Consider the following 25,369-nt stretch of genomic DNA (forward strand, 5'->3'; position numbering starts at 1 on the left):
CACTTCAATGGCAAAGAAAGTTGTCGGTTATATCAAGCTGCAGGTAAAGGCCGGTCAGGCCAATCCCTCGCCGCCGGTCGGTCCTGCGCTGGGTCAGCGTGGCCTGAACATCATGGAATTCTGCAAGGCGTTCAACGCTGCCACGCAGAAGCTGGAACCGGGTCTGCCGGTGCCGGTGATCATCACGGCCTATTCGGACCGTACGTTCACCTTCATCACCAAGAGCACCCCGGCGACCACGCTGCTGAAGAAGGCCGCTGGCATTTCTTCGGGCTCGAAGAAGCCGAACACCGACAAGGTGGGCAAGGTGACGCGCGCGCAGCTGGAAGAAATCTGCAAGGCGAAGGAGCCGGATCTGACGGCTGCAAGCCTGGACGCCGCCGTGCGTACGATCGCGGGCTCTGCCCGTTCCATGGGCCTGGTGGTAGAGGGTTAATCTGATGGCACAGACCAAGCGTGAGAAGGCCATCAAGGCCGCCGTTGTCCCGGGTAAGGCATATGCCTTCGAGGACGCAATCAACATCCTGAAGACCGTCACCAAGGCCAAGTTCGTCGAGTCGATCGACGTTGCTGTGCGTCTTGGCGTTGACGCCAAGAAGTCCGACCAGCAGGTGCGCGGTTCCACCGTGCTGCCGGCCGGTACCGGCAAGTCGGTCCGCGTTGCCGTGTTCGCTCCGGCCGGTGCCAAGGCTGACGAAGCCCTGGCCGCTGGCGCCGAAGCCGTCGGCATGGACGACCTGGCTGAGAAGATGCAGGCCGGCGATCTGAACTATGACGTCGTCATTGCTACCCCGGACGCAATGCGCGTTGTCGGTAAGCTGGGCACCCTGCTGGGCCCGCGTGGCTTGATGCCGAACCCGAAGGTCGGCACCGTTTCGGCCAACCCGGGCGAAGCCGTCAAGAATGCCAAGTCGGGTCAGGTGCGTTACCGCACTGACAAGGCCGGCATCATCCACTGCACCATCGGCAAGGCCAGCTTTGAAAACGGCGCGCTGCAGTCGAACCTGCAGGCACTGCTGCTGGACCTGATCAAGGCCAAGCCGGCTACCTCGAAGGGCCTGTACCTGCAGAAGGTGTCGGTCAGCTCGACGATGGGCCCGGGCGTGACTGTTGATCAGTCCTCGCTGAGCCTGAAGTAATTGTTTAAAGCGGCCTCGGTACCTTTGGTGCCGAGGCCGTCATTTTGAAGGCGTCGCGCAGGTTCACCTGCGTGGAGCCGTCAAAGACCGCAGGCGCGGTCAGCGCATACCGGCGACGGGCACGGAAGCTCGATTTGGCAAGGAGTCGCCGCCGGCACAGCGAGATCGCTTAATCGATTCGTTCTCGAATCACCCTGCGTAGATGGTGCCGCCCTTCTGGATTTTTCTGGTTCACGTACGTCCGGGTTCACCCGGGTTTGCTCTCCAGCTCTAGAACGGCCACCACCGGAACATCACCTGATGTTCCCGGCGTCCAGGACGGATGCCGCCCAGGACCGCACACGGCTAGGAGCCGTAAGCGGAATATGTTTGAAGTGGAGATTGGAAGTTCGAGATTTGCCAGCGTGGAAACCCGCTTGCGTTGATCCCGAATCACCGATTCCCGCTTAAACGGAGGAGTGCAATGGCTCTCAATCTGTCCCAGAAGCAAGAAGTAGTCGCCGAGCTGGCAGACATCGCCGCCAAGGCCCACTCCTTGATCGCAGCCGAATACGCTGGCACCACGGTCGCTCAGATGACCGCGATGCGTAAGCAGGCCCGCGAAACCGGCGTTTTCTTGAAAGTTGTCAAGAACACGCTGGCCTCGCGCGCCGTTGAAGGCACCGATTTCGCAGTTGCAAAAGACCAGATGGTTGGTCCGCTGCTGTATGCGTTTTCGCTTGAGGAGCCCGGCGCAGCCGGTCGCCTGATCAAGGATGCAGCCAAGGGTAACGACAAGCTGAAGGCGAAGGTCGTGGCAATCGGCGGGGAAATCTTCCCGGCCAGCCACGTCGACGTGCTGGCATCGTTGCCGACCCGTGATCAGGCACTGGCCATGTTGGCCCGCGTCCTGACCGAGCCGGTCACCATGTTCGCCCGCGCCGTCAAGGCAATCGGTGAAAAGCAGGAAGGCGGCGCAGCGGAAGCTGCAGCGCCGGCCGCTGAAGCCGAAGCTGTCTAAGCTCGACGTCCACGTGGTTCCGCACGGAACCTCAATCCAGAATATTTTTAAAAGGTAATCAAAATGTCCCTTACCAACGATCAGATCGTCGACGCGATCGCCGAAAAGTCCCTGATGGAAGTGATGGAGCTGGTCAAGGCCATCGAAGAGAAGTTCGGCGTCTCGGCTGCTGCCCCGGTTGCAGTTGCTGCTGCTGGCCCGGCTGCTGTTGTTGAAGAGCAGACCGAGTTCAACGTCATCCTGAAGGATGCCGGCGCGAAGAAGGTCGAAGTGATTAAGGCTGTCCGCGCCATCACCGGCCTGGGCCTGAAGGAAGCGAAGGACCTGGCAGAAGCCGGCGGCGTCGTGAAGGAAGGCGCGTCGAAGGACGAGGCCGAGAAGTTCAAGAAGGACCTGGAAGCTGCCGGCGCGACCGTCGAGCTGAAGTAATCAGTTCCTTGCATCGTCATCGATTCGCGGCGATGCAGCTGAGGCTGGGGGCGTAAAGCCCCCGGCCTTTGGTCGTTTCAAACCGTTGTATTGCCGGACGTGTCCGGTGGCAACGGGGTAGGGCCGGGCGCAACCCGGCAGGCAATAGAAAGACCAACGTGGCAAGTGTCAGGCGCTGCGCTCCAGACGATGGAGTGAACCGCAGCCGATACAAGCGAGTTGGCAGTTGGAAGTAGCAATAGAAGGCGTGCTGGTGCCGGCAATACCAGCGACTTCCAACTGACAATTTCAAGTTTCCTTACGGGTCGTGGACGCACGGCTCGCACAACAAGGTGGAAGACCTCATGACGTCCTATTCGTACACCGAAAAAAAGCGCATCCGCAAAGATTTCGGCAAGCAGCGCTCGATCCTCGAAGTGCCGTTCCTGCTCGCCATCCAGGTTGATTCGTACCGCGAATTCCTGCAGGAAAACATCGATCCGGCCAAGCGCTCCGACCACGGCCTGCATGCTGCGCTGAAGTCGGTGTTCCCGATTTCCAGCTACAGCGGCAATGCTGCCCTGGAATACGTCGGCTACAAGCTCGGCGACCCGGTGTTTGACGAGCGCGAGTGCCGTCAGCGTGGCATGAGCTACGGCGCGCCGCTGCGCGTCACCGTGCGCCTGGTCATCTACGACCGCGAGTCGTCCACCAAGGCGATCAAGTACGTGAAGGAGCAGGAGGTCTATCTGGGCGAAATCCCGTTGATGACCGACAACGGCACCTTCATCGTCAACGGTACCGAGCGCGTCATCGTGTCGCAGCTGCACCGTTCGCCGGGCGTGTTCTTCGACCACGACCGTGGCAAGACCCACAGCTCGGGCAAGCTGCTGTACAGCGCCCGCATCATTCCGTACCGCGGTTCCTGGCTGGACTTCGAGTTCGACCCGAAGGACGCACTGTTCACCCGTATCGATCGCCGCCGCAAGTTGCCGGTGTCGGTGCTGCTGCGTGCGCTGGGTTACAACAACGAAGAGATGCTGGCCGAGTTCTTCGAGGTCAACACCTTCCACATCAACCCGGACGAAGGCGTGCAGCTGGAGCTGGTGCCGGAGCGTCTGCGTGGTGAAACGCTGGGCTTCGACCTGGCCGATGGCGACAAGGTCATCGTGGAAGCCGGCAAGCGCATCACCGCCCGCCACATCAAGCAGCTGCAGGCTTCTGGCATCGCAGCGCTGGCCGTGCCGGACGACTACCTGGTCGGCCGCATCCTGTCGCACGACGTGGTTGATGCCAACACCGGTGAGCTGCTGGCCCAGGCCAACGACGAAATCAGCGACGAGCAGCTGCAGAACTTCCGCAAGGCGGGCGTTGATGCAGTGGGCACGCTGTGGGTGAACGATCTGGATCGTGGCCCGTACCTGTCCAACACCCTGCGCATCGATGGCACCAAGACCCAGCTCGAAGCGCTGGTCGAAATCTATCGCATGATGCGTCCGGGCGAGCCGCCGACCAAGGACGCCGCACAGAACCTGTTCCACAACCTGTTCTTCACCTTCGAGCGCTACGACCTGTCCACGGTTGGCCGCATGAAGTTCAACCGTCGTGTCGGCCGCAAGGAAGTCACCGGTGAGTCGGTGCTGTACGACCGCAAGTACTTCGGCGAGCGTAACGACGAGGAATCCAAGCGCCTGGTCGCCGCACACGGCGAAGGCTCCGACATCCTCGACGTGATCAAGGTGCTGACCGAGATCCGCAACGGTCGCGGCGTGGTCGATGACATCGATCACCTGGGCAACCGTCGCGTGCGTTCGGTCGGTGAAATGGCCGAGAACGTGTTCCGCGTGGGCCTGGTCCGCGTCGAGCGCGCGGTCAAGGAGCGCCTGTCGATGGCCGAGTCGGAAGGCTTGACCCCGCAGGAACTGATCAACGCCAAGCCGGTTGCTGCCGCGATCAAGGAATTCTTCGGCTCCTCGCAGCTGTCGCAGTTCATGGATCAGAACAACCCGCTGTCGGAAGTGACGCACAAGCGTCGCGTCTCGGCGCTGGGCCCGGGCGGCCTGACCCGCGAACGCGCTGGCTTCGAAGTGCGCGACGTGCACCCGACCCATTACGGCCGCGTCTGCACCATCGAAACGCCGGAAGGCCCGAACATCGGCCTGATCAACTCGCTGGCCGTGTTCGCACGCACCAACAAGTACGGCTTCCTGGAAACCCCGTACCGCAAGGTGCATGACGGCAAGGTCTCCGACGAGATCGAGTTCCTGTCTGCCATCGAAGAAAACGAGTACGTGATCGCCCAGGCCAACGCGCTGGTCGATTCCAAGAACCTGCTCACCGAGCAGTTCGTGCCGTGCCGCTTCCAGGGCGAGTCGCTGCTCAAGCCGCCGGCAGAAGTCCACTTCATGGACGTCTCGCCGATGCAGACCGTGTCGGTCGCAGCAGCGCTGGTTCCGTTCCTGGAACACGATGACGCAAACCGCGCACTGATGGGCGCCAACATGCAGCGTCAGGCCGTGCCGACCCTGCGTGCGCAGAAGCCGTTGGTGGGTACCGGTATCGAACGCGCTGTTGCGCGTGACTCGGGTGTGACCGTGAACGCCCTGCGTGGCGGCCAGATCGTGCAGATCGACGCCGGCCGCATCGTGGTCAAGGCCAACGAGAACGAGATCACCGATCCGGCAGATGCCGGCGTGGATATCTACAACCTGATCAAGTACACCCGTTCGAACCAGAACACCTGTATCAACCAGCGTCCGCTGGTGAACGTGGGTGACGTGATCGCGCGCGGCGACGTGCTGGCCGATGGTCCGTCCACCGATATCGGTGAACTGGCGCTGGGTCAGAACATGCTGATCGCCTTCATGCCGTGGAACGGCTACAACTTCGAAGACTCCATCCTGCTGTCCGAGCGTGTGGTCGAGGAAGATCGTTACACCACGATCCACATCGAAGAACTGACCTGCGTTGCACGTGACACCAAGCTGGGGCCGGAGGAAATTTCCGCCGACATCCCGAACGTGTCCGAGCAGGCGCTGAACCGTCTGGACGAATCCGGCGTGGTGTACATCGGTGCCGAAGTGCGCGCCGGCGACATCATGGTTGGCAAGGTCACGCCGAAGGGCGAGAGCCAGCTGACTCCGGAAGAGAAGCTGTTGCGCGCGATCTTCGGCGAGAAGGCTTCCGACGTTAAGGACAGCTCGCTGCGCGTTCCGCCGGGCATGGACGGCACCGTCATCGACGTGCAGGTCTTCACCCGCGACGGCATCGAGAAGGACAAGCGCGCACGCCAGATCGAAGAGAACGAGATCAAGCGCGTCAAGAAGGACTTCGACGACCAGTTCCGCATCCTGGAAGGCGCCATCTATGCACGTCTGCGTTCGCAGATCGTGGGTAAGGTTGCCAACGGCGGCGCCAACCTGAAGAAGGGTGACGTTGTTTCCGACGCACTGCTGGACGGCCTGAAGAAGTCCGACTGGTTCACCCTGCGCATGAAGGACGAGGACGCCTCCGAAGCCATCGAGCGTGCCCAGATGCAGATCCAGGCACACGAGAAGGAATTCGAGCGTCGCTTCGCTGACAAGCGCGGCAAGATCACCCAGGGTGACGATCTGGCACCGGGCGTGCTGAAGATGGTCAAGGTGTTCCTGGCCGTGAAGCGTCGCATCCAGCCGGGTGACAAGATGGCAGGCCGCCACGGTAACAAGGGTGTGGTCTCCAACGTGGTGCCGGTCGAAGACATGCCGTACATGGCTGACGGCAACACCGTGGACATCTGCTTGAACCCGCTGGGCGTGCCGTCGCGTATGAACATCGGCCAGATTCTGGAAGTGCATTTGGGCTGGGCCGCAAAGGGTCTGGGCAAGCGCATCCAGGGCATGCTGGAACAGCAGCGTGCGGTCAGTGAACTGCGTGAATTCCTGGGCAAGATCTACAACCACGACTCGGCCGTGTCCGAGCAGCGCGTTGACCTGACCCAGTTCAGCGATGAAGAGCTGATCAACCTGGCCAAGAACCTGACCGACGGCGTGCCGATGGCAACCCCGGTGTTCGACGGTGCGGCGGAAGATGAAATCCGCGAAATGCTGAATCTGGCCTACCCGGATGAAGCAGCGGAAACCGCTCGTCTGGGCTTCAACGCCAGCAAGACGCAGATGCAGCTGTATGACGGCCGCACCGGCGAAGCCTTCGACCGCAAGACCACGGTCGGCTACATGCATTACCTGAAGTTGAACCACTTGGTCGACGACAAGATGCATGCCCGTTCGACTGGTCCGTACTCGCTCGTTACCCAGCAGCCGCTGGGCGGCAAGGCGCAGTTCGGTGGTCAGCGCTTCGGTGAAATGGAAGTCTGGGCACTGGAAGCCTACGGCGCGGCCTACACCCTGCAGGAAATGCTGACGGTGAAGTCCGATGACGTACAGGGCCGTAACCAGATGTACAAGAACATCGTCGACGGTGAGCACGAGATGGTTGCGGGCATGCCGGAATCCTTCAACGTTTTGGTGAAGGAAATCCGCTCGCTGGCCATCAACATGGAACTGGAAGGCGGTTGATTGCGCAGGCGCTGCTGCAGTGATGCAGCCGCGCCGCCAGCACTGACTGACAGCCCATCGACACAGATTTCCTCCTTTCGGAGAACACCATGAAAGACCTGCTCAACCTCTTCAACCAGCAGCGCCAGACGCTGGACTTCGACGCGATCAAGATCGCGCTGGCCTCGCCGGACCTGATCCGTTCGTGGTCCTTCGGCGAAGTGAAGAAGCCGGAAACCATCAACTACCGTACCTTCAAGCCGGAGCGTGACGGCCTGTTCTGCGCCGCCATCTTCGGACCGGTCAAGGACTACGAGTGCCTGTGCGGCAAGTACAAGCGCATGAAGCACCGCGGCGTCGTCTGCGAAAAGTGCGGCACCGAAGTCACCCTGGCCAAGGTGCGCCGCGAGCGCATGGGCCACATCGACCTGGCATCGCCGGTCGCGCACATCTGGTTCCTCAAGTCGCTGCCGTCGCGCATTGGCCTGATGCTGGACATGACCCTGCGTGACATCGAGCGCGTGCTGTACTTCGAAGCCTACGTGGTGACCGAGCCGGGCCTGACCGCCCTGGAGCGCCGCCAGCTGCTGACCGAAGAACAGTACCTGCAGGCTCGCCAGGAACACGGCGATGACTTCGACGCCGCCATGGGCGCCGAGGCCGTCTACGAGCTGCTGCGCACCATCGACCTGCAGGCCGAGATGGTCCGCCTGCGCGAAGAAATCGCCGCAACCGGTTCGGAAACCAAGCTCAAGCGTCTGACCAAGCGCATCAAGCTGGTCGAAGCCTTCCTCGAGTCGGGCAACCGCCCGGAGTGGATGGTGATGACCGTGCTGCCGGTGCTGCCGCCGGATCTGCGCCCGCTGGTGCCGCTGGACGGTGGCCGCTTCGCGACCTCGGATCTGAACGATCTGTACCGCCGCGTCATCAACCGTAACAACCGTCTGCGTCGCCTGCTGGAGCTCAACGCTCCGGACATCATCGTGCGCAACGAAAAGCGCATGCTGCAGGAATCGGTTGACGCCCTGTTGGACAACGGCCGTCGCGGCCGTGCCATCACCGGCACCAACAAGCGCCCGCTCAAGTCGCTGGCCGACATGATCAAGGGCAAGCAGGGTCGTTTCCGTCAGAACCTGCTGGGCAAGCGCGTCGATTACTCGGGCCGTTCGGTGATCACCGTGGGTCCGTACCTGAAGCTGCACCAGTGCGGCCTGCCGAAGAAGATGGCGCTTGAGCTGTTCAAGCCGTTCGTGTTCGCCAAGCTGCAGCGTCGTGGCCTGGCCACCACCATCAAGGCAGCCAAGAAGCTGGTCGAGCGCGAAGAAGGCGAAGTCTGGGACGTCCTGGAAGAAGTCATCCGTGAACATCCGGTGCTGCTGAACCGTGCGCCGACCCTGCACCGTCTGGGCATCCAGGCGTTCGAACCGCTGTTGATCGAAGGCAAGGCCATCCAGCTGCATCCGCTGGTCTGTACCGCATTCAACGCCGACTTCGACGGTGACCAGATGGCCGTCCACGTGCCGCTCTCGCTGGAAGCCCAGCTGGAAGCGCGTGCGCTGATGATGTCCACCAACAACATCCTGTCGCCGGCCAACGGCGAGCCGATCATCGTGCCGTCGCAGGACGTCGTGTTGGGCCTGTACTACATGGCGCGCTCGCTGGTGAACAAGCAGGGCGAGGGCATGGTGTTCGCGAACACCGACGAAGTGAAGCGTGCCTACGACAACCGTCTGGTTGAACTGCACGCCCGCGTCAAGGTGCGCATCGTGCAGGTCGAGCGTGACGAAGACGGCAACAAGGTCAAGAAGACCTCGATCGTCGACACCACCGTCGGCCGTGCGCTGCTGAGCGAGATCATGCCGGAAGGCCTGCCGTTCGAGCTGTGCAACACCGAGATGACCAAGAAGAACATCTCGCGCCTGATCAACCAGAGCTACCGTCTGCTGGGTCTGAAGGACACCGTGGTGTTCGCCGACAAGCTGATGTACACCGGCTATGCCTACGCAACCCGCGCTGGCGTGTCGATCGGCATCGACGACATGCTGATCCCGGACGAGAAGAAGGGCATCCTCGGCGAAGCCGAAGCCGAAGTGCTGGAAATCCAGGAGCAGTACCAGTCCGGTCTGGTCACCGCTGGCGAGCGCTACAACAAGGTGGTCGACATCTGGTCGCGCACCAATGAGCGCATCGCCAAGGCGATGATGGAAACCATTGGTACCGAAAAGGTCGTCGGTAGCGACGGTGAGCTGGTCGACCAGAAGTCGATGAACTCGCTGTACATCATGGCCGACTCCGGTGCCCGTGGTAGCCAGGCGCAGATCCGTCAGCTGGCCGGTATGCGTGGCCTGATGGCGCGTCCGGACGGCTCGATCATCGAGACGCCCATCAAGGCGAACTTCCGTGAAGGCCTGAACGTGCAGGAGTACTTCAACTCCACCCACGGTGCCCGTAAGGGTCTGGCCGATACCGCGTTGAAGACGGCGAACTCGGGTTACCTGACCCGTCGTCTGGTCGACGTGGCGCAGGACGTGGTGATCACCGAGGTGGATTGCGGTACCTCCGAAGGCCTGACCATGACCCCGATCGTGGAAGGCGGCGACGTGGTTGAGCCGTTGAAGGACCGCGTGCTGGGTCGCGTTGTGGCCGAGGATGTGTTCCTGCCGGGCAACGACGAAGATCCGATCGTGACCCGCAACACCGTGCTCGACGAGCAGTGGGTGAACAAGCTGGAAGAAGCCGGCGTGCAGACCATCAAGGTCCGCTCGACGATCACCTGCGCCTCCTCCTTCGGCGTCTGTGGCCTGTGCTACGGCCGCGATCTGGCCCGCGGCCATATCGTCAACATCGGTGAAGCGGTCGGCGTCATCGCCGCACAGTCGATCGGTGAGCCGGGTACCCAGCTGACCATGCGTACGTTCCACATCGGTGGTGCGGCATCGCGTGCGGCTGCGGTCGACAACATCACCGTCAAGACCACCGGTTCGGTGAAGTTCTCCAACCTGAAGCACGTCGAGCAGGCCAGCGGTTCGCTGGTTGCGGTCTCGCGTTCGGGTGAAATCTCCGTGCTCGACCCGCATGGTCGTGAGCGTGAGCGCTACAAGCTGCCGTACGGTGCCAGCATTGGCGTCAAGGACGGTGCGGAAATCAAGGCTGGCCAGACCGTGGCCAACTGGGATCCGCATAACCACCCGATCGTGTCGGAAGTGGCTGGTTTCGTGCGCTTCATCGACTTCATCGATGGCGTGACCGTGATCGAGAAGACCGACGAATTGACCGGTCTGGCCTCGCGCGAAATCACCGATCCGAAGCGTCGTGGCTCGCAGGCCAAGGATCTGCGTCCGCTGGTCCGCATCGTCGATGGCAAGGGCAATGACCTGACCATCCCGGGCACCGACCTGCCGGCGCAGTACCTGCTGCCGCCGCGCTCGATCGTCAACCTGCAGGATGGCGCGCCGGTAGGCGTGGGCGACGTGGTTGCCAAGATCCCGCAGGAAGCCTCGAAGACCCGCGACATCACCGGTGGTCTGCCGCGCGTTGCCGACTTGTTCGAAGCCCGCAAGCCGAAGGACCCGGCGATCCTGGCCGAGCGTTCGGGTATCATCAGCTTCGGCAAGGACACCAAGGGCAAGCAGCGCCTGATCATCAAGGACACCGATGGTTCGGAGCACGAAGAGCTGATTCCGAAGTACCGTCAGATCATCGTGTTCGAAGGTGAACACGTGACCCGCGGTGAAACCGTGGTGGACGGCGAGCCGAGCCCGCAGGACATCCTGCGCCTGAAGGGTGTGGAAGAACTGGCCCGTTACCTGGTCAAGGAAATCCAGGACGTTTACCGCCTGCAGGGCGTGAAGATCAACGACAAGCACATTGAAGTGATCTCGCGTCAGATGCTGCGCAAGGTGGAAATCGTTGACCAGGGCAGCAGCAAGTTCCTCAATGGCGAGCAGGCCGAGCGCCAGCGCGTGATCGAAGAGAACGTGAAGCTGGCTGCCCGCAACGAGCTGCCGGCCCGTTTCGAGCCGGTGCTGCTGGGTATCACCAAGGCATCGCTGGCAACCGAATCGTTCATCTCGGCGGCTTCCTTCCAGGAAACCACCCGCGTGCTGACCGAGGCTGCCGTGCGCGGTACCTCCGATGGCCTGCGCGGCCTGAAGGAAAACGTGATCGTCGGTCGCCTGATTCCGGCCGGTACCGGTCTTGCGTATCATGCGCAGCGCCGCCGTAACGCGTCGGGCCTGACCGATTCGGAAATCGCAACCCTGGCCGGTCCGGTCGTGGTCGCGGAACCCGAAGTTGTTGCACCGGAAGCTGAACAGGCTGCTGGTGAAGAGTAAGTAGTTTGATCGGCCGACCCGCTTGCGGGTCGGCAGTTCGACCTGAACGGGGTATATGGAGATCCCCCTGTAACAGCTCTGGATCAGGGCTGGCTTGGCATGGGCTTGTTTGACTGGGCTCTTGACAAGTTGCTACAATCGTCTGTCTCAGCAGGCCAAAATTTTGGCCTGCTTTACAATTTCCGCATCCTGGCCGTTTTTGCGGCCCCAATCAGAAGAACCTACTGATGGCGACGATCAACCAGCTGGTACGCAAGCCGCGTCAAGCTACCACCTATAAGAGTGCCTCGCCGGCACTCGACAAGTGCCCGCAGCGCCGTGGCGTCTGCACGCGCGTTTACACCACCACTCCGAAGAAGCCGAACTCGGCTCTGCGCAAGGTTGCAAAGGTTCGCCTGACCAACCAGGAAGAAGTGATTTCCTACATCGGTGGTGAAGGCCACAACCTGCAGGAGCACTCCGTGGTCCTGATCCGTGGCGGTCGCGTCAAGGATCTGCCGGGTGTGCGTTACCACACCGTCCGTGGCTCGCTCGATGCCGCCGGCGTTGCCAAGCGTCGTCAGGCGCGTTCCAAGTACGGCGCAAAGCGTCCGAAGGCCTGAGGAATAAGACATGTCACGTAAAGGTAATACTCCCCAGCGTTCGGTCCTGCCGGATCCGAAGCACAAGAGCGAAACCATTGCCCGCTTCATCAACATGGTCATGTTGAGCGGCAAGAAGTCCGTTGCTGAAAAGATCGTCTATGGCGCCATGGACGTGATCGGCGAAAAGAACCCGAACGCAATCGAGCTGGTGCAGAAGGCACTGGACAACGTTGCTCCGGGCGTGGAAGTGAAGTCGCGTCGCGTCGGTGGTGCCACCTATCAGGTGCCGGTCGAAGTGCGTGCATCGCGCAAGATGGCCCTGGCCATGCGTTGGCTGATCGACTCGGCACGTAAGCGTGGCGAGAACACCATGCCGCGCAAGCTGGCCGCTGAACTGCTGGACGCCTCGGAAAACCGTGGCGGCGCCATCAAGAAGCGTGAAGAGACCCACCGTATGGCGGAAGCGAACAAGGCCTTCGCTCACTACCGCTGGTGAGTTGTTGGGGCCTTGGAAACAGGGCCCCTGGCACCCACATAGGTGCTGTTTGTAGCGCTTTGAGCGCTGCTTAAATCCGAAGGCCGCCGCAAGGCGGCGTTCGGCCATCCGAATTCCAAGAAATTGAGAGGCTCCCGTGGCCCGCACCACTCCTATCGAGCGTTACCGTAACTTCGGCATCATGGCTCACATCGATGCCGGCAAGACCACCACGTCCGAGCGCATCCTGTTCTACACCGGCAAGAGCCACAAGCTCGGTGAAGTGCATGACGGCGCCGCCACCATGGACTGGATGGAGCAGGAGCAGGAACGTGGCATCACGATCCAGTCCGCTGCTACCACCGCGTTCTGGAAGGGCATGGACAAGTCCCTGCCGGAGCACCGTTTCAACATCATCGACACCCCCGGGCACGTTGACTTCACCATCGAAGTCGAACGCTCCCTGCGCGTGCTCGACGGTGCGGTGTTCGTGCTGTGCGCCGTTGGTGGCGTGCAGCCGCAGTCCGAGACCGTGTGGCGCCAGGCCAATCGTTACCAGGTGCCGCGCATCGCGTTCGTCAACAAGATGGACCGTACCGGTGCCAACTTCCTGAAGGTCCGTGATCAGCTGAAGGCAAAGCTCGGCGCCGTCGCCGTGCCGATGCAGCTGCCGATCGGTGCTGAAGAAGGCTTCAAGGGCGTGGTCGATCTGCTCAAGATGAAGGCCATCCATTGGGATGAGGCTTCGCAGGGCATGAAGTTCGAGTACGGCGAAATCCCGGCTGATCTGCAGGCAGCGGCTGAAGAAGCCCGCACCTTCATGATCGAAACCGCGGCTGAAGCCAGCGAAGAGCTGATGGAGAAGTACCTGGGCGGCGAAGAGCTGGCCGAGGCCGAGATCATCCAGGCGCTGCGTACCCGTACGCTGGCCGTTGAGATCGTGCCGATGTTCTGCGGTTCCGCGTTCAAGAACAAGGGCGTGCAGGCCATGCTTGACGGCGTGATCCAGCTGCTGCCGTCGCCGATCGACGTGCCGGACGTGAAGGGCACCGACGTTGACGACGACACCATCGAGATGACCCGCAAGTCGGACGACAAGGCGCCGTTCTCGTCGCTGGCGTTCAAGATCATCACCGATCCGTTCGTCGGCGCGCTGACCTTCTTCCGCGTCTACTCGGGCACCTTGAGCGGTGGCGACACCGTTCTGAACTCGGTGAAGAACAAGAAGGAGCGCATCGGCCGCATCCTGCAGATGCACTCCAACAACCGCGAAGAAATCAAGGAAGTGTTGGCGGGTGACATCGCGGCTGCTGTGGGCCTGAAGGACACCACCACTGGTGACACGCTGTGCTCGCTTGAGTCGCCGATCGTGCTCGAGCGCATGGTGTTCCCGGAGCCGGTGATCTCGATGGCTGTCGAGCCGAAGACCAAGTCGGACCAGGAAAAGATGGGTCTGGCACTGGGCCGTCTGGCACAGGAAGATCCGTCGTTCCGCGTCAAGACCGACGAAGAATCCGGCCAGACCATCATCTCCGGCATGGGCGAGCTGCACCTGGACATCATCGTTGACCGCATGAAGCGCGAGTTCAACGTTGAAGCCAACGTCGGCAAGCCGCAGGTTGCGTACCGCGAAACCATCCAGCTGGCTGACGTCAAGTCGGATTACAAGCACGCCAAGCAGTCCGGTGGTAAGGGTCAGTACGGTCACGTCGTGATCGAGCTGTCGCCGATCACCGCTGAAGATCGTGCCGATCCGAAGCTGGCCGGTTCCATCAAGGACGACTTCCTGTTCATCAACGACATCACCGGCGGCGTGATCCCGAAGGAATTCATTCCTTCCGTGGAAAAGGGCTTGCGCGAAACCATCACCAGCGGTCCGCTGGCTGGCTTCCCGGTGGTGGACGTCAAGGTCAAGCTGGTGTTCGGCTCGTACCATGACGTTGACTCCTCGGAAATGGCGTTCAAGCTCGCTTCGTCGATGGCCTTCAAGCAGGGCTTCGCCAAGGCCAAGCCGGTGCTGCTGGAGCCGATCATGAAGGTCGAGATCGTGACCCCGGAGGAATACCAGGGTGACGTGATGGGCGACGTCAGCCGTCGTCGTGGCGTTCTGCAGGGCTCGGGCACCACCGGTGACGGTTCGGCCAGCATCATCAATGCGATGATCCCGCTGGGCGAAATGTTCGGTTACGCCACCGCGCTGCGTTCGCAGACCCAGGGTCGCGCAACCTTCACGATGGAATTCGACCATTACGAGCCGGCGCCGAACAACATCGCCGAAACCGTTATCAAGAAGGGCTGAGTCTTAGACTCAGCCTCTCCCTCCAAGTTTTAGCTAATCAAGGAATTACATATGTCCAAGGGTAAGTTCGAACGTACCAAGCCGCACGTCAACGTCGGCACCATCGGCCACGTCGATCATGGCAAGACCACGCTGACCGCTGCACTGACCAAGATCGGTGCTGAGCGCTTCGGTGGCGAATTCAAGGATTACTCGGCCATCGACGCCGCGCCGGAAGAGAAGGCTCGTGGCATCACGATCTCGACCGCGCACGTTGAGTACGAATCCGCCAACCGTCACTACGCCCACGTCGATTGCCCGGGCCATGCTGACTACGTCAAGAACATGATCACCGGTGCTGCCCAGATGGACGGCGCGATCCTGGTCTGCTCGGCTGCTGACGGCCCGATGCCGCAGACCCGCGAGCACATCCTGCTGTCGCGTCAGGTCGGCGTGCCGTACATCGTCGTGTTCCTGAACAAGGCCGACATGGTTGACGATGCCGAGCTGCTGGAACTGGTCGAAATGGAAGTCCGCGAGCTGCTGAGCAAGTACGACTTCCCGGGCGACGACACCCCGATCGTGCACGGTTCGGCTCGTATGGCGCTGGAAGGCGACCAGAGCGACATCGGCGTGCCGGCCATCCTGAAGCTGGTCGATGCACTGGACAGCTGGATCCCGACCCCGGAGCGTGACGTCGACAAGCCGTTCCTGATGCCGGTGGAAGACGTGTTCTCGATCTCGGGCCGCGGCACCGTGGTGACCGGTCGTATCGAGCGCGGCGTGATCAAGGTCGGCGAAGAAATCGAAATCGTCGGTATCCGTCCGGTCCAGAAGACCACCGTCACCGGTGTGGAAATGTTCCGCAAGCTGCTCGACCAGGGTCAGGCAGGCGACAACGCCGGTCTGCTGCTGCGCGGCACCAAGCGTGACGACGTTGAGCGTGGCCAGGTTCTGGCCAAGCCGGGCTCGATCAAGCCGCACACCCAGTTCGAAGCTGAGGTGTACGTGCTGTCGAAGGACGAGGGTGGCCGTCATACCCCGTTCTTCAAGGGCTACCGTCCGCAGTTCTACTTCCGTACCACCGACATCACCGGCGCTTGCGAACTGCCGGAAGGCGTCGAGATGGTGATGCCGGGTGACAACGTCAAGATGTCGGTCACCCTGATCAACCCGGTGGCAATGGACGAAGGCCTGCGCTTCGCAATCCGCGAAGGTGGCCGTACCGTCGGCGCCGGCGTGGTTGCAAAGATCATCGCCTAATAGCGCTGTGCTTCCTCGCGAAGCAAGGTGTTGAAGAAGGGCGGCCTCCGGGCCGCCCTTTTTTTTGTTTTGTGGGTGGGGTGGTGAGGGGCTGGGGCTTCGTGTGGCGTGCGTGTTTGACGCTTGTGGTTTGGAGAACCTGGCGCTTCAGGGGGCTGGGAGGTTTTGGCGCCAAAAGCTTCAAGGGTCATGAGTTTTGAAGGCTCGCGGCTTCAATTGGCTGAAGAAGCCAGAAGCCGGGAGTCAAATGCCAAAAGCTAAAAGTCAAAAGCTAAAAGTCAAAAGCTTCCCCTCACCCCAACCCCTCTCCCGCGCGCGGGAGAGGGGCTAGTACACCGTCAGCCCGCAGTTCGCTAGCGACCGACGCATTGCGAGCCCCTCTCCCGTTTACGGGAGAGGGGGTGGGGTGAGGGCAGCTTTTCGCGGGAAGTTTGGAGAATCTGAATAGGCTGAGATTGCGGCCAGGATGGATTTGTACTTCCGCTTCGCCGGCGTGGATAATGCCGCTCCCGGCGGAAGTGGCGGGGCGGCGTATTCACATTCGGGCCTGTTCAGGGCTTGCCTGGCTCTGGCCGACGCAGTTGTTGCGCCTGGGGCGGGGTAGGGCGCTTGGCGCAGTACCGTTACGCGAATTCCCCGGCCTTCCCGCTCCCGCGCCTGCCATCTGGCCATTCATCCCGCAGTTAGCCGGGATGCCAGCATCCGCGCAGATCAGCCGCGCAGGTGCCAAGGCCAAAACCCGCTTATACGCGGGAAACCCCGCAAATCCGGCTGTCAGCTGAAGTACCCCATACCTCGGTAGAGGGGTGAGTTGCAATAGGAAAAGAATACTGACAGAATGCACGACCACTCGCGGAAGGGCTCGTTTACGAGAATTCCGCAACCAGCGAAAAGAGGAGCAGGACGCGCCTCGTATTCGCCAGACAAGGACAGGTCGCATGGGAGGCACTCCGTTCAACGGGGTGTTTTTTGTGCGTTTGAACGAGTCTGGGGCGGGCCGGGAAACCGGGCCGCCCTGCTGTTATGAAAGGATTCGCGCGACGGGCAGTGCTTCGGCGCTAAACGTCGTTTTCATGGGGTTCGGCACACATAGGGGCCGAACCTGTCGCTCTTTAGACCCATAGGAATACCGTCATGGCGGACCAAAAGATCCGAATTCGGTTGAAGGCGTTTGATCATCGTTTGATCGACCGTTCGGCCAGCGAGATCGTTGAAACGGCAAAGCGGACCGGCGCGCAAGTGCGTGGCCCGATCCCTCTGCCCACCAAGATCGAGCGTTACACCATCCTCGTCTCCCCGCACGTCGACAAAGACGCGCGTGACCAGTACGAGACCCGCACGCACAAGCGCGTGCTCGATATCGTCGACCCCAACGACAAGACCGTGGACGCGCTGATGAAGCTCGAACTGGCTGCCGGCGTCGACGTTCAGATCAAGCTGACCTGAGGACTACGACCATGACGAAGAAATATTCGTTGGGCTTCGTGGGCCGCAAGGCTGGCATGAGCCGCGTTTTCACTGAAGATGGCCAGTCCATCCCAGTGACCCTGATTGAAGCCACCCCGAACCGCATCGCGCAGATCAAGACCGTTGAAACCGACGGCTACAGCGCAGTGCAGGTGACTGTCGGCGCGCGTCGCGCTGCACTGGTCAACAAGCCGGAAGCTGGTCACCTCGCCAAGGCGAAGGTTGAAGCCGGCCGTGGCCTGTGGGAATTCCGCGTTGAAGACGCACAGATCGGCGATTTCGCCGTCGGTGGCGAAATCAAGGCAGACATCTTTGAAGTCGGCCAGACGGTTGACGTCCAGGGCGTCACCAAGGGTAAGGGCTTCCAGGGCACCATCAAGCGCTACAACTTCCGTATGGGCGATGCAACCCACGGTAACTCGCTGTCGCATCGCGCGCCGGGTTCCTTGGGCCAGCGCCAGACCCCGGGTCGCGTTTTCCCGGGCAAGAAGATGTCCGGCCACATGGGTTCGGTGCAGCAGAGCACGCAGAACCTGGAAGTGGTCAAGGTCGATGTCGAGCGTGGTCTGATTGCCATCCGCGGCGCCGTGCCTGGCGCAGCCGGTGGTGACGTGATCGTGCGTCCGGCTAGCAAGGCATAAGGAGAGATGACGATGGAACTCGTTATCACGGGTAGCAACAACAAGGTCTCGGTCTCCGAAGCCGTGTTCGGTCGCGATTTCAGCGAAGATCTGGTTCACCAGGTCGTCGTTGCTTACCGCAATGCCGCACGTTCGGGCACCAAGGCACAGAAGACGCGTTCTGAAGTGGCTGGTACCACCAAGAAGTCGAAGAAGCAGAAGGGTGGTGGCGCTCGTCACGGTGCCCTGACCGCTCCGATCTTCGTCGGCGGTGGTGTCACCTTCGCGGCCAAGCCGCGTAGCTTCGAACAGAAGGTCAATCGCAAGCAGTATCGCGCCGCCATGTGCGCCATCCTGTCCGAGCTGAACCGCCAGGGCCGCCTGACCATCGTTGAGTCGTTCGATGTCGAAGCGACCAGCACCAAGGCTCTGATCACCAAGCTGGCTGGCCTGGAAGTGGGCAAGCGCCCGCTGATCGTCACCGAAGAAGCTTCCGAGCACCTGTACCTGTCGGCTCGCAACATTCCCTACGTGGAAGTGCGTGACGTGCAGGGTCTGGACCCGGTTTCGCTGGTCGGTGCCGACACGGTCGTCATCACCGCTGACGCGGTCAAGAAGGTCGAGGAGTGGCTGGCATGAGCGCCAACGAAAAAATCTTCAGCGTGCTGCGTGCACCGCGAGTCTCTGAAAAGACCGCGCGCCTGCAGGAAATCTCCAACCAATACGTCTTCGAAGTTTCGAACGAAGCCACCAAGGCCGATGTAAAGGCCGCGGTTGAGCAGCTGTTCGACGTCAAGGTCGAGTCGGTCAATGTGCTGAACGTGAAGGGCAAGAACAAGTCCTTCCGTAACCGTGCAGGCCGCCGCGGCGATTGGCGCAAGGCGTATGTGCGTCTCGCCGATGGCCAGTCCATCGATGTAACGGCCAAGGCCTGAGGTACATCCCATGCCATTGATGAAATTCAAACCCACTTCTCCCGGCCGTCGTTCGGCCGTGCGCGTGGTCACTCCTGATCTGCACAAAGGCGCGCCGCATGCTGCGTTGCTGGAGCCGCAGAGCAAGTCCGGCGGTCGTAACCACCACGGCCGCATCACCACCCGTCACGTGGGTGGTGGTCACAAGCAGCACTACCGTCTGATCGACTTCAAGCGCAACAAGGAAGGCATTCCGGCACGCGTGGAACGTATCGAATACGATCCGAACCGCACTGCCCATATCGCCCTGCTGTGCTACGTCGACGGCGAGCGTCGCTACATCATCGCCCCGAAGGGTCTGAAGGCTGGTGACCAGGTCATCTCGGGCGCTCATGCCCCGATCAAGACCGGTAACACCTTGCCGCTGCGCAACATCCCGGTCGGTACCACCGTCCACGGGATCGAGCTGAAGCCGGGCAAGGGCGCTCAGATCGCTCGTGCTGCTGGTGCAGGCGTGCAGCTGGTCGCTCGTGAAGGTATCTACGCCACCCTGCGTCTGCGCTCGGGTGAAATGCGTAAGGTGCCGATCGAATGCCGCGCCACCATCGGTGAAGTCGGTAACGATGAGCACAACCTGGAAAAGCTGGGCAAGGCTGGTGCCAAGCGCTGGCGCGGCGTCAAGCCGACCGTCCGCGGTGCAGCCATGAACCCGGTGGATCACCCGCACGGTGGTGGTGAAGCCAAGGCCGGCCAGGGTAATCCGCATCCGGTCACCCCGTGGGGTGTTCCGACCAAGGGTTACAAGACGCGTCATAACAAGCGCACTCAGCAGTTCATCGTCCGCGATCGTAGGGGCTAATCGACCATGGCACGTTCACTTAAGAAGGGCCCGTTCGTCGATCACCACCTCGTCAAGAAGGTGGAGGCCGCTGCGGGTAGCAAGAAGCCGATCAAGACCTGGTCGCGCCGTTCGATGATCCTGCCGGAAATGGTAGGCGTCACCATCGCCGTTCATAACGGTAAGAACCACGTTCCAGTGCTCGTTAACGAGAACATGGTCGGCCACAAGCTCGGCGAATTTGCCGTCACCCGGACCTTCAAGGGTCACGGTGGCGACAAGAAGTCGGGCAAGTAAGGAGAGATGACAATGGAAGCGAAAGCAATCCTGCGCTCCGCGCGCATCTCTGCGCAGAAAGCCCGTCTGGTCGCTGACCAGGTGCGCGGTCTGCCGGCCGAGCGTGCGGTCAACCTGCTGAAGTTTTCGGATAAGAAGGCTGCCCACCTGATCAAGAAGGTGGTGGAGTCGGCTATCGCAAATGCCGAAAACAACCAGGGCGCTGACGTCGACGAGCTGAAGGTCCAGACCATCATGGTTGATGAAGGTCCGACCCTGAAGCGTTTCATGGCGCGGGCGAAAGGCCGCGGTACCCGCATCCTCAAGCGCACCAGCCACATCACTGTGGTTGTGGGCGCCGGCAAGTAAGCGGAAAGGATAAAGACCATGGGTCATAAAGTTCATCCGGTTGGTATCCGCCTCGGTATTTCCAAGGACTGGAACTCCAAGTGGTACGCCAACAAGGCCGAGTTTGCTGGTTACCTGGCAGCCGACCTGAAAGTTCGCGAGATGCTGCGCAAGAAGCTTGCTCAGGCTGGCATCTCCAAGATCCTCATCGAGCGTCCGGCAAAGACGGCTCGCGTGACGATCCACACCGCCCGTCCGGGCGTGGTGATCGGCAAGCGTGGTGAGGACATCGAAAAGCTGCGTAAGGAAGTGAGCGAAATGATGGGCGTCCCGGCGCACATCAACGTCACCGAAGTGCGCAAGCCGGAGTTGGACGCACAGCTGGTTGCCGAGTCGATCGCGCAGCAGCTGGAGCGCCGCATCATGTTCCGCCGTGCAATGAAGCGCTCGGTCGGCAACGCGATGCGCCTGGGTGCCCTGGGCATCAAGGTCAACGTCGGCGGCCGCTTGAACGGCGCTGAAATCGCCCGTTCGGAGTGGTACCGCGAAGGCCGCGTGCCGTTGCACACCCTGCGTGCAGATATCGACTACGGTTTCGCTGAAGCCAGCACCACCTACGGCATCATCGGCATCAAGGTTTGGATCTACAAGGGTGAAGTCTTTGATTTCTCCCAGGTTGGCCAGGAAAAGCAGGACGACAGCCCGCGCAACGATCGTAACGATCGCGGCGACCGCGGTGACCGTCCGTCGCGCCCGGCTCGTGAAGCGAGGTAACGGCAATGTTGCAACCCAAGCGAACCAAATACCGCAAGATGTTCAAAGGCCGCAATGACGGTCTGAGCTGGAGCGCGAATGCCGTCAGCTTCGGCGAGTACGGTCTGAAGGCAACTGCCCACGGTCAGCTGACTGCGCGTCAGATCGAAGCGGCTCGCCGCTCGATCAGCCGCTACGTCAAGCGCGGCGGCAAGATGTGGATCCGTGTGTTCCCCGACAAGCCGATCACCAAGAAGCCCATCGAAGTCCGAATGGGTGCTGGTAAGGGTGGCGTGGAATACTGGGTCGCTCAGATCCAGCCGGGCCGCATGATTTATGAAGTCGAGGGTGTGACCGAGGAAGTGGCACGCGAGGCGTTCCGCCTGGCCGCTGCCAAGCTCTCGGTGACCACCACTTTCGTAACCCGGACGGTGCGCTGATGGACATCAAACAACTCCGCGAGAAGTCGGCTGACGAACTCAAGGCCCACCTGACCGACCTGCGTAAGGAGCAGTTCTCGCTCCGTATGCAGCAGGTCACCGGCCAGCTGCCGAAGACCCACGAAACCCGCCGGGTGCGTCGCGAGATTGCTCGCGTCAAGCACCTGATCGGCAGCACGAAGTAAGGATGGCTGCTATGAGCGAAAATACTGAAAAGAAGACGCTGCGCACGGTCGAAGGCCGTGTCGTCAGCAACAAGATGGACAAGACGGTCACCGTGTTGGTGGAGCGCCAGGTCAAGCACCCGTTGTACGGCAAGTACATCAAGCGCTCGTCCAAGCTGCACGCACACGACGCCGACAACGCCTGTAAAGAAGGTGATGTCGTTCGTGTGACCGAGATTGCTCCGATGTCCAAGACCAAGAACTGGCGTGTGGTGGAAGTCATCACGCGTGCGGCTGAATAAGGAGATCTGACTCATGATCCAGATGCAGAGCTACCTTGATGCTGCGGACAATTCCGGTGCCAAGGAACTGATGTGCATCAAGGTGCTTGGTGGTTCCAAGCGCCGTTATGCCCACATCGGCGACATCATCAAGGTCACCGTGAAGGACGCAATCCCGCGCGGCAAAGTCAAGAAGGGTGAAGTGTATGACGCCGTCGTGGTGCGTACCCGCAAGGGTGTGCGTCGCGCCGATGGCTCGCTGATCCGTTTCGACGGCAACGCTGCGGTCCTGCTCAACAACAAGCAAGAGCCGATCGGCACCCGCATCTTCGGACCGGTGACCCGTGAACTTCGTTCCGAGAAGTTCATGAAGATCGTCTCGCTCGCTCCCGAAGTTCTGTGAGCGCCAGGAGATAATCATGGCTAACCGTATCAAGAAGGGCGACCAAGTCGTCGTCAACACCGGCAAGGACAAGGGCAAGCAGGGCGAAGTCGTCCGCGTCGACGGCGATCGTGTGATCGTCGCCAACGTGAACATCGTCAAGCGCCACACCAAGCCGAACCCGCAGGCAGGCGTTGCCGGCGGCGTGGTCGAGCGTGAAGCGTCGATCCATATCTCCAACGTGAATGTGCTGAACCCGGCTTCGGGCAAGGGCGAACGCGTTGGCTTCAAGGTGCTGGAGGATGGACGCAAACTGCGTGTGTTCCGCTCCAGCGGTGAGGCGCTCGACGCCTAAGGACTGACCGATGAATTCACGTCTCGAAAAGTTTTACAAGGAAGAAGTGGTACCGGCGCTGACCAAGCAGTTCGGTTACACCAATCCGATGGAAGTGCCGCGCCTGGTCAAGGTCACCCTGAACATGGGTGTGGGCGAAGCTGCGACCAACAAGAAGGTTCTTGAGAACGCCGTTGCCGACATGACCAAGATCACCGGCCAGAAGCCGGTGGTCACCAAGTCGCGCGTCTCGGTGGCTTCGTTCAAGATCCGTGACGGTTGGCCGATCGGCTGCAAGGTCACGCTGCGTCGTGACACCATGTTTGAGTTCCTGGATCGCCTGATCAACATCTCGCTGCCGCGCGTGCGTGACTTCCGCGGCGTGTCGGGTCGTTCGTTCGACGGTCGTGGCAACTACAACATGGGTGTGAAGGAACAGATCATCTTCCCGGAAATCGACTTCGACGCCGTCGACGCGATCCGCGGTATGGATATCGCCATCACCACCACCGCCAAGACCGACGCGGAAGCGAAGGCGCTGCTCGCAGCGTTCAAGTTCCCGTTCCGTAACTGATTCGTCGAGGATACAGAAATGGCAAAGACCTCAATGGTCAACCGCGACATCAAGCGGAAGAAGCTGGCTCTGAAGTACGCCGACAAGCGTGCAGCTCTGAAGAAGATCGTGTCCTCGGTGGACGCGAGCTACGAAGAGAAGGCTGAAGCCGTGATCAAGTTGTCGAAGCTGCCGCGCGATTCGTCGCCGAGCCGCCATCGCAACCGTTGCGAGCTGTCGGGCCGTCCGCGTGGCGTGTACAGCAAGTTCGGCCTCGGCCGTAACAAGCTGCGCGAAGCCACCATGCGCGGTGACGTGCCGGGCCTGCGCAAGGCAAGCTGGTAAGCAATAACCCTGCCGGGCCGCAAGGCCCGGCCAGGTCACCGGCAGGGCAACCTGAAGGTAAAGCAAATAGTCCGACGCAAGTCGGACTTTTTGTTGTACAATCCCGCTTCTTGCCTGCCCGAAAAGGGTGGCAAGTGCGTCAAGGGCCCTGGCCCATCCCAGGAAAACACAAGATTTTCGCGAAAGCGGATATCGGTGCACTCAAAGGTATCTACATGAGCATGACTGATCCCATCGCCGACCTGCTGGTCCGCATTAAAAATGCGGCCGCGGTTGGCAAGCAGACGGTGAAAGCCCCGTCGTCCAAGGTCAAGGTGGCTATTGCCCAGGTCCTGAAGGACGAGGGTTACATCAGCGACCTGCGCGTCAACAACATCGAAAACAACAAGGCCGAGCTTGAAATCGTCCTGAAGTATTTCGAAGGCAAGCCGGTCATCGCGACCCTGAAGCGCTTCTCGCGTTCGGGTCTGCGCCAGTACCGTGGCAAGTCTGAACTGCCGAAGGTCCTGAACGGCCTGGGTATCGCCATCATTTCCACCTCCAAGGGCATCATGACTGATGCGCAGGCGCGCCAGTTGGGCGTCGGCGGCGAAGTCCTGTGCTTCGTGGCCTAAGGGAAGGAGTCCACTATGTCCCGCGTAGCCAAGAAGCCGATCAACCTGCCCAAGGGCGTTGAACTGACCATCCAGCCGGAAGTTGTGAGCGTGAAGGGCCCGAAGGGCACCCTGTCGCTGAACAAGACCGCTGGCGTTGAAATCACTCTCGACAACGGCGTTGCCACGCTGAGCCCGAAGGACCTGTCCTTCGACGCACTGGCTGGCACCGTGCGTGCGATCCTGGCCAACATGGTGCAGGGCGTGTCCGAAGGCTTCGAGCGCAAGCTGGAGCTGGTCGGCGTGGGTTACCGCGCTGCCATGCAGGGCAAGGACCTGAACCTGTCGCTGGGCTTCTCCCACCCTGTCCTGTTCGTGGCGCCGGAAGGCATCACCCTGTCGACCCCGACGCAGACGGAAATCGTCGTGCAGGGCGTGGACAAGCAGGTTGTCGGTGAAGTCGCCGCCAAGATCCGTGGTTTCCGTCCGCCGGAGCCCTATAAGGGCAAGGGTGTGAAGTACGCCGGTGAAGTCATCATTCGCAAGGAAGCCAAGAAGGCCTAATTCTTAGGTTTTCAGCTTTCGAGGATAAAGAAAATGAACAAGAACATCGCCCGTCTGCGTCGCGCCAAGTCGACCCGTTCGCACATCCGTACCCTGGGTGTTGCGCGCCTGTCGGTCCTGCGCACCGGTCAGCACCTGTACGCACAGATCTTCACCGCCGACGGCTCGCTGGTGCTGGCTGCTGCCAACACCGCACAGGCCGACGTCAAGGAAGGCCTGAAGAGCGGCAAGAACATGGAAGCCGCCACCAAGGTTGGCAAGCTGATTGCAGAGCGCGCCAAGGCTGCTGGTATCGAGAAGGTCGCTTTCGACCGCTCGGGCTACCGCTACCACGGTCGCATCAAGGCTCTTGCTGATGCTGCCCGCGAAGGCGGCCTGCAGTTCTAAGCAATACAGGAAAGGGGCCTTTGGCCCCTTTCCGCCTGCCTGCCGGTACGGGTTTGTACCGGGCGCCTTTCGTTCTTCTGCAGCGTCTGGCGAA

Annotated in this window: 28 protein-coding genes; all 28 read left to right on the forward strand. The window is 61.0% G+C overall.

Going from position 1 to position 25,369, the window contains the following annotated elements; genetic code table 11:
* Positions 1-7: 7 nt before the first annotated feature.
* The 28 genes from rplK to rplR all read left to right on the forward strand — a co-directional run bounded on the left by rplK (position 8) and on the right by rplR (position 25,275).
* Positions 8-436 (forward strand): 50S ribosomal protein L11, encoded by a 429-nt coding sequence (rplK, locus tag ACVOLV_RS07165; protein WP_057630030.1) that lies wholly within the window; start codon positions 8-10, stop codon positions 434-436.
* A 4-nt stretch (positions 437-440) separates the two neighbouring features.
* The gene (rplA, locus tag ACVOLV_RS07170; RefSeq protein WP_481553790.1) at positions 441-1,139 is read left to right on the forward strand and encodes a 50S ribosomal protein L1; all 699 of its coding nucleotides are present in this window, start codon (positions 441-443) and stop codon (positions 1,137-1,139) included.
* Between the two features lie 463 nt (positions 1,140-1,602).
* A complete protein-coding gene (gene rplJ / locus ACVOLV_RS07175) occupies positions 1,603-2,139 on the forward strand; it encodes a 50S ribosomal protein L10 (protein ID WP_057630025.1) in 537 nt (178 codons plus the stop codon).
* A gap of 63 nt (positions 2,140-2,202) precedes the next feature.
* On the forward strand, positions 2,203-2,568 hold the full coding sequence (gene rplL / locus ACVOLV_RS07180; RefSeq protein ID WP_057630023.1) for a 50S ribosomal protein L7/L12: 366 nt from the start codon (positions 2,203-2,205) through the stop codon (positions 2,566-2,568).
* Between the two features lie 344 nt (positions 2,569-2,912).
* A complete protein-coding gene (rpoB, locus tag ACVOLV_RS07185; protein WP_481553791.1) occupies positions 2,913-7,103 on the forward strand; it encodes a DNA-directed RNA polymerase subunit beta in 4,191 nt (1,396 codons plus the stop codon).
* Between the two features lie 89 nt (positions 7,104-7,192).
* Positions 7,193-11,416 (forward strand): DNA-directed RNA polymerase subunit beta', encoded by a 4,224-nt coding sequence (rpoC, locus tag ACVOLV_RS07190; RefSeq protein ID WP_481553792.1) that lies wholly within the window; start codon positions 7,193-7,195, stop codon positions 11,414-11,416.
* Between the two features lie 227 nt (positions 11,417-11,643).
* Positions 11,644-12,018 carry a 30S ribosomal protein S12 gene (gene rpsL, locus ACVOLV_RS07195; protein ID WP_004145320.1) on the forward strand — a complete coding sequence of 125 codons (375 nt, stop codon included), beginning with the start codon at positions 11,644-11,646 and terminating at the stop codon, positions 12,016-12,018.
* A 10-nt stretch (positions 12,019-12,028) separates the two neighbouring features.
* Complete coding sequence (gene rpsG / locus ACVOLV_RS07200) at positions 12,029-12,496, forward strand: 30S ribosomal protein S7 (RefSeq protein WP_303749028.1); 468 nt, start codon at positions 12,029-12,031, stop codon at positions 12,494-12,496.
* A 136-nt stretch (positions 12,497-12,632) separates the two neighbouring features.
* Positions 12,633-14,774, forward strand: coding sequence for an elongation factor G (fusA, locus tag ACVOLV_RS07205; RefSeq protein WP_481553793.1), 2,142 nt, complete (start codon positions 12,633-12,635; stop codon positions 14,772-14,774).
* A 51-nt stretch (positions 14,775-14,825) separates the two neighbouring features.
* Positions 14,826-16,016 (forward strand): elongation factor Tu, encoded by a 1,191-nt coding sequence (tuf, locus tag ACVOLV_RS07210; protein ID WP_481553794.1) that lies wholly within the window; start codon positions 14,826-14,828, stop codon positions 16,014-16,016.
* Positions 16,017-17,150: 1,134 nt separating this feature from the next.
* Positions 17,151-17,462, forward strand: a complete 312-nt coding sequence (gene rpsJ / locus ACVOLV_RS07215) for a 30S ribosomal protein S10 (protein WP_010341589.1) — start codon at positions 17,151-17,153, stop codon at positions 17,460-17,462.
* A gap of 11 nt (positions 17,463-17,473) precedes the next feature.
* Positions 17,474-18,124, forward strand: a complete 651-nt coding sequence (gene rplC / locus ACVOLV_RS07220) for a 50S ribosomal protein L3 (protein WP_057629588.1) — start codon at positions 17,474-17,476, stop codon at positions 18,122-18,124.
* Positions 18,125-18,136: 12 nt separating this feature from the next.
* On the forward strand, positions 18,137-18,742 hold the full coding sequence (rplD, locus tag ACVOLV_RS07225) for a 50S ribosomal protein L4 (protein ID WP_481553795.1): 606 nt from the start codon (positions 18,137-18,139) through the stop codon (positions 18,740-18,742).
* Positions 18,739-19,038 (forward strand): 50S ribosomal protein L23, encoded by a 300-nt coding sequence (gene rplW / locus ACVOLV_RS07230; protein ID WP_057629589.1) that lies wholly within the window; start codon positions 18,739-18,741, stop codon positions 19,036-19,038. The genes rplD and rplW overlap by 4 nt, the downstream gene beginning before the upstream one ends.
* A 10-nt stretch (positions 19,039-19,048) precedes the next feature.
* Positions 19,049-19,876, forward strand: coding sequence for a 50S ribosomal protein L2 (rplB, locus tag ACVOLV_RS07235; protein ID WP_303749030.1), 828 nt, complete (start codon positions 19,049-19,051; stop codon positions 19,874-19,876).
* A gap of 6 nt (positions 19,877-19,882) precedes the next feature.
* On the forward strand, positions 19,883-20,152 hold the full coding sequence (rpsS, locus tag ACVOLV_RS07240; protein WP_057629591.1) for a 30S ribosomal protein S19: 270 nt from the start codon (positions 19,883-19,885) through the stop codon (positions 20,150-20,152).
* 12 nt (positions 20,153-20,164) lie between these two features.
* Positions 20,165-20,500 carry a 50S ribosomal protein L22 gene (gene rplV / locus ACVOLV_RS07245; protein WP_017355410.1) on the forward strand — a complete coding sequence of 112 codons (336 nt, stop codon included), beginning with the start codon at positions 20,165-20,167 and terminating at the stop codon, positions 20,498-20,500.
* Positions 20,501-20,518: 18 nt separating this feature from the next.
* Positions 20,519-21,253, forward strand: coding sequence for a 30S ribosomal protein S3 (rpsC, locus tag ACVOLV_RS07250; protein WP_057629592.1), 735 nt, complete (start codon positions 20,519-20,521; stop codon positions 21,251-21,253).
* Positions 21,254-21,258: 5 nt separating this feature from the next.
* Complete coding sequence (gene rplP / locus ACVOLV_RS07255) at positions 21,259-21,672, forward strand: 50S ribosomal protein L16 (protein WP_057629593.1); 414 nt, start codon at positions 21,259-21,261, stop codon at positions 21,670-21,672.
* Positions 21,672-21,857, forward strand: coding sequence for a 50S ribosomal protein L29 (gene rpmC / locus ACVOLV_RS07260; RefSeq protein ID WP_054657204.1), 186 nt, complete (start codon positions 21,672-21,674; stop codon positions 21,855-21,857). Before rplP ends, rpmC begins: the two co-directional genes overlap by 1 nt.
* 11 nt (positions 21,858-21,868) lie before the next feature.
* Positions 21,869-22,138, forward strand: a complete 270-nt coding sequence (gene rpsQ, locus ACVOLV_RS07265) for a 30S ribosomal protein S17 (RefSeq protein ID WP_282270268.1) — start codon at positions 21,869-21,871, stop codon at positions 22,136-22,138.
* Between the two features lie 13 nt (positions 22,139-22,151).
* Complete coding sequence (gene rplN / locus ACVOLV_RS07270; RefSeq protein WP_019186153.1) at positions 22,152-22,520, forward strand: 50S ribosomal protein L14; 369 nt, start codon at positions 22,152-22,154, stop codon at positions 22,518-22,520.
* 16 nt (positions 22,521-22,536) lie between these two features.
* Positions 22,537-22,854, forward strand: coding sequence for a 50S ribosomal protein L24 (rplX, locus tag ACVOLV_RS07275; protein WP_017355416.1), 318 nt, complete (start codon positions 22,537-22,539; stop codon positions 22,852-22,854).
* 10 nt (positions 22,855-22,864) lie between these two features.
* Positions 22,865-23,407 carry a 50S ribosomal protein L5 gene (gene rplE, locus ACVOLV_RS07280; RefSeq protein WP_062169033.1) on the forward strand — a complete coding sequence of 181 codons (543 nt, stop codon included), beginning with the start codon at positions 22,865-22,867 and terminating at the stop codon, positions 23,405-23,407.
* 18 nt (positions 23,408-23,425) lie between these two features.
* Entirely contained in the window at positions 23,426-23,731 is a 306-nt protein-coding gene (gene rpsN / locus ACVOLV_RS07285; protein WP_062169030.1) for a 30S ribosomal protein S14, read from the forward strand.
* Positions 23,732-23,946: 215 nt separating this feature from the next.
* Complete coding sequence (gene rpsH / locus ACVOLV_RS07290; RefSeq protein ID WP_481553796.1) at positions 23,947-24,345, forward strand: 30S ribosomal protein S8; 399 nt, start codon at positions 23,947-23,949, stop codon at positions 24,343-24,345.
* A 15-nt stretch (positions 24,346-24,360) separates the two neighbouring features.
* Positions 24,361-24,888 carry a 50S ribosomal protein L6 gene (gene rplF / locus ACVOLV_RS07295; RefSeq protein WP_481553797.1) on the forward strand — a complete coding sequence of 176 codons (528 nt, stop codon included), beginning with the start codon at positions 24,361-24,363 and terminating at the stop codon, positions 24,886-24,888.
* Between the two features lie 33 nt (positions 24,889-24,921).
* Complete coding sequence (gene rplR / locus ACVOLV_RS07300; protein WP_303749035.1) at positions 24,922-25,275, forward strand: 50S ribosomal protein L18; 354 nt, start codon at positions 24,922-24,924, stop codon at positions 25,273-25,275.
* Positions 25,276-25,369 lie beyond the last annotated feature (94 nt).

The sequence above is a fragment of the Stenotrophomonas sp. STEN023 genome, from assembly GCF_056760135.1.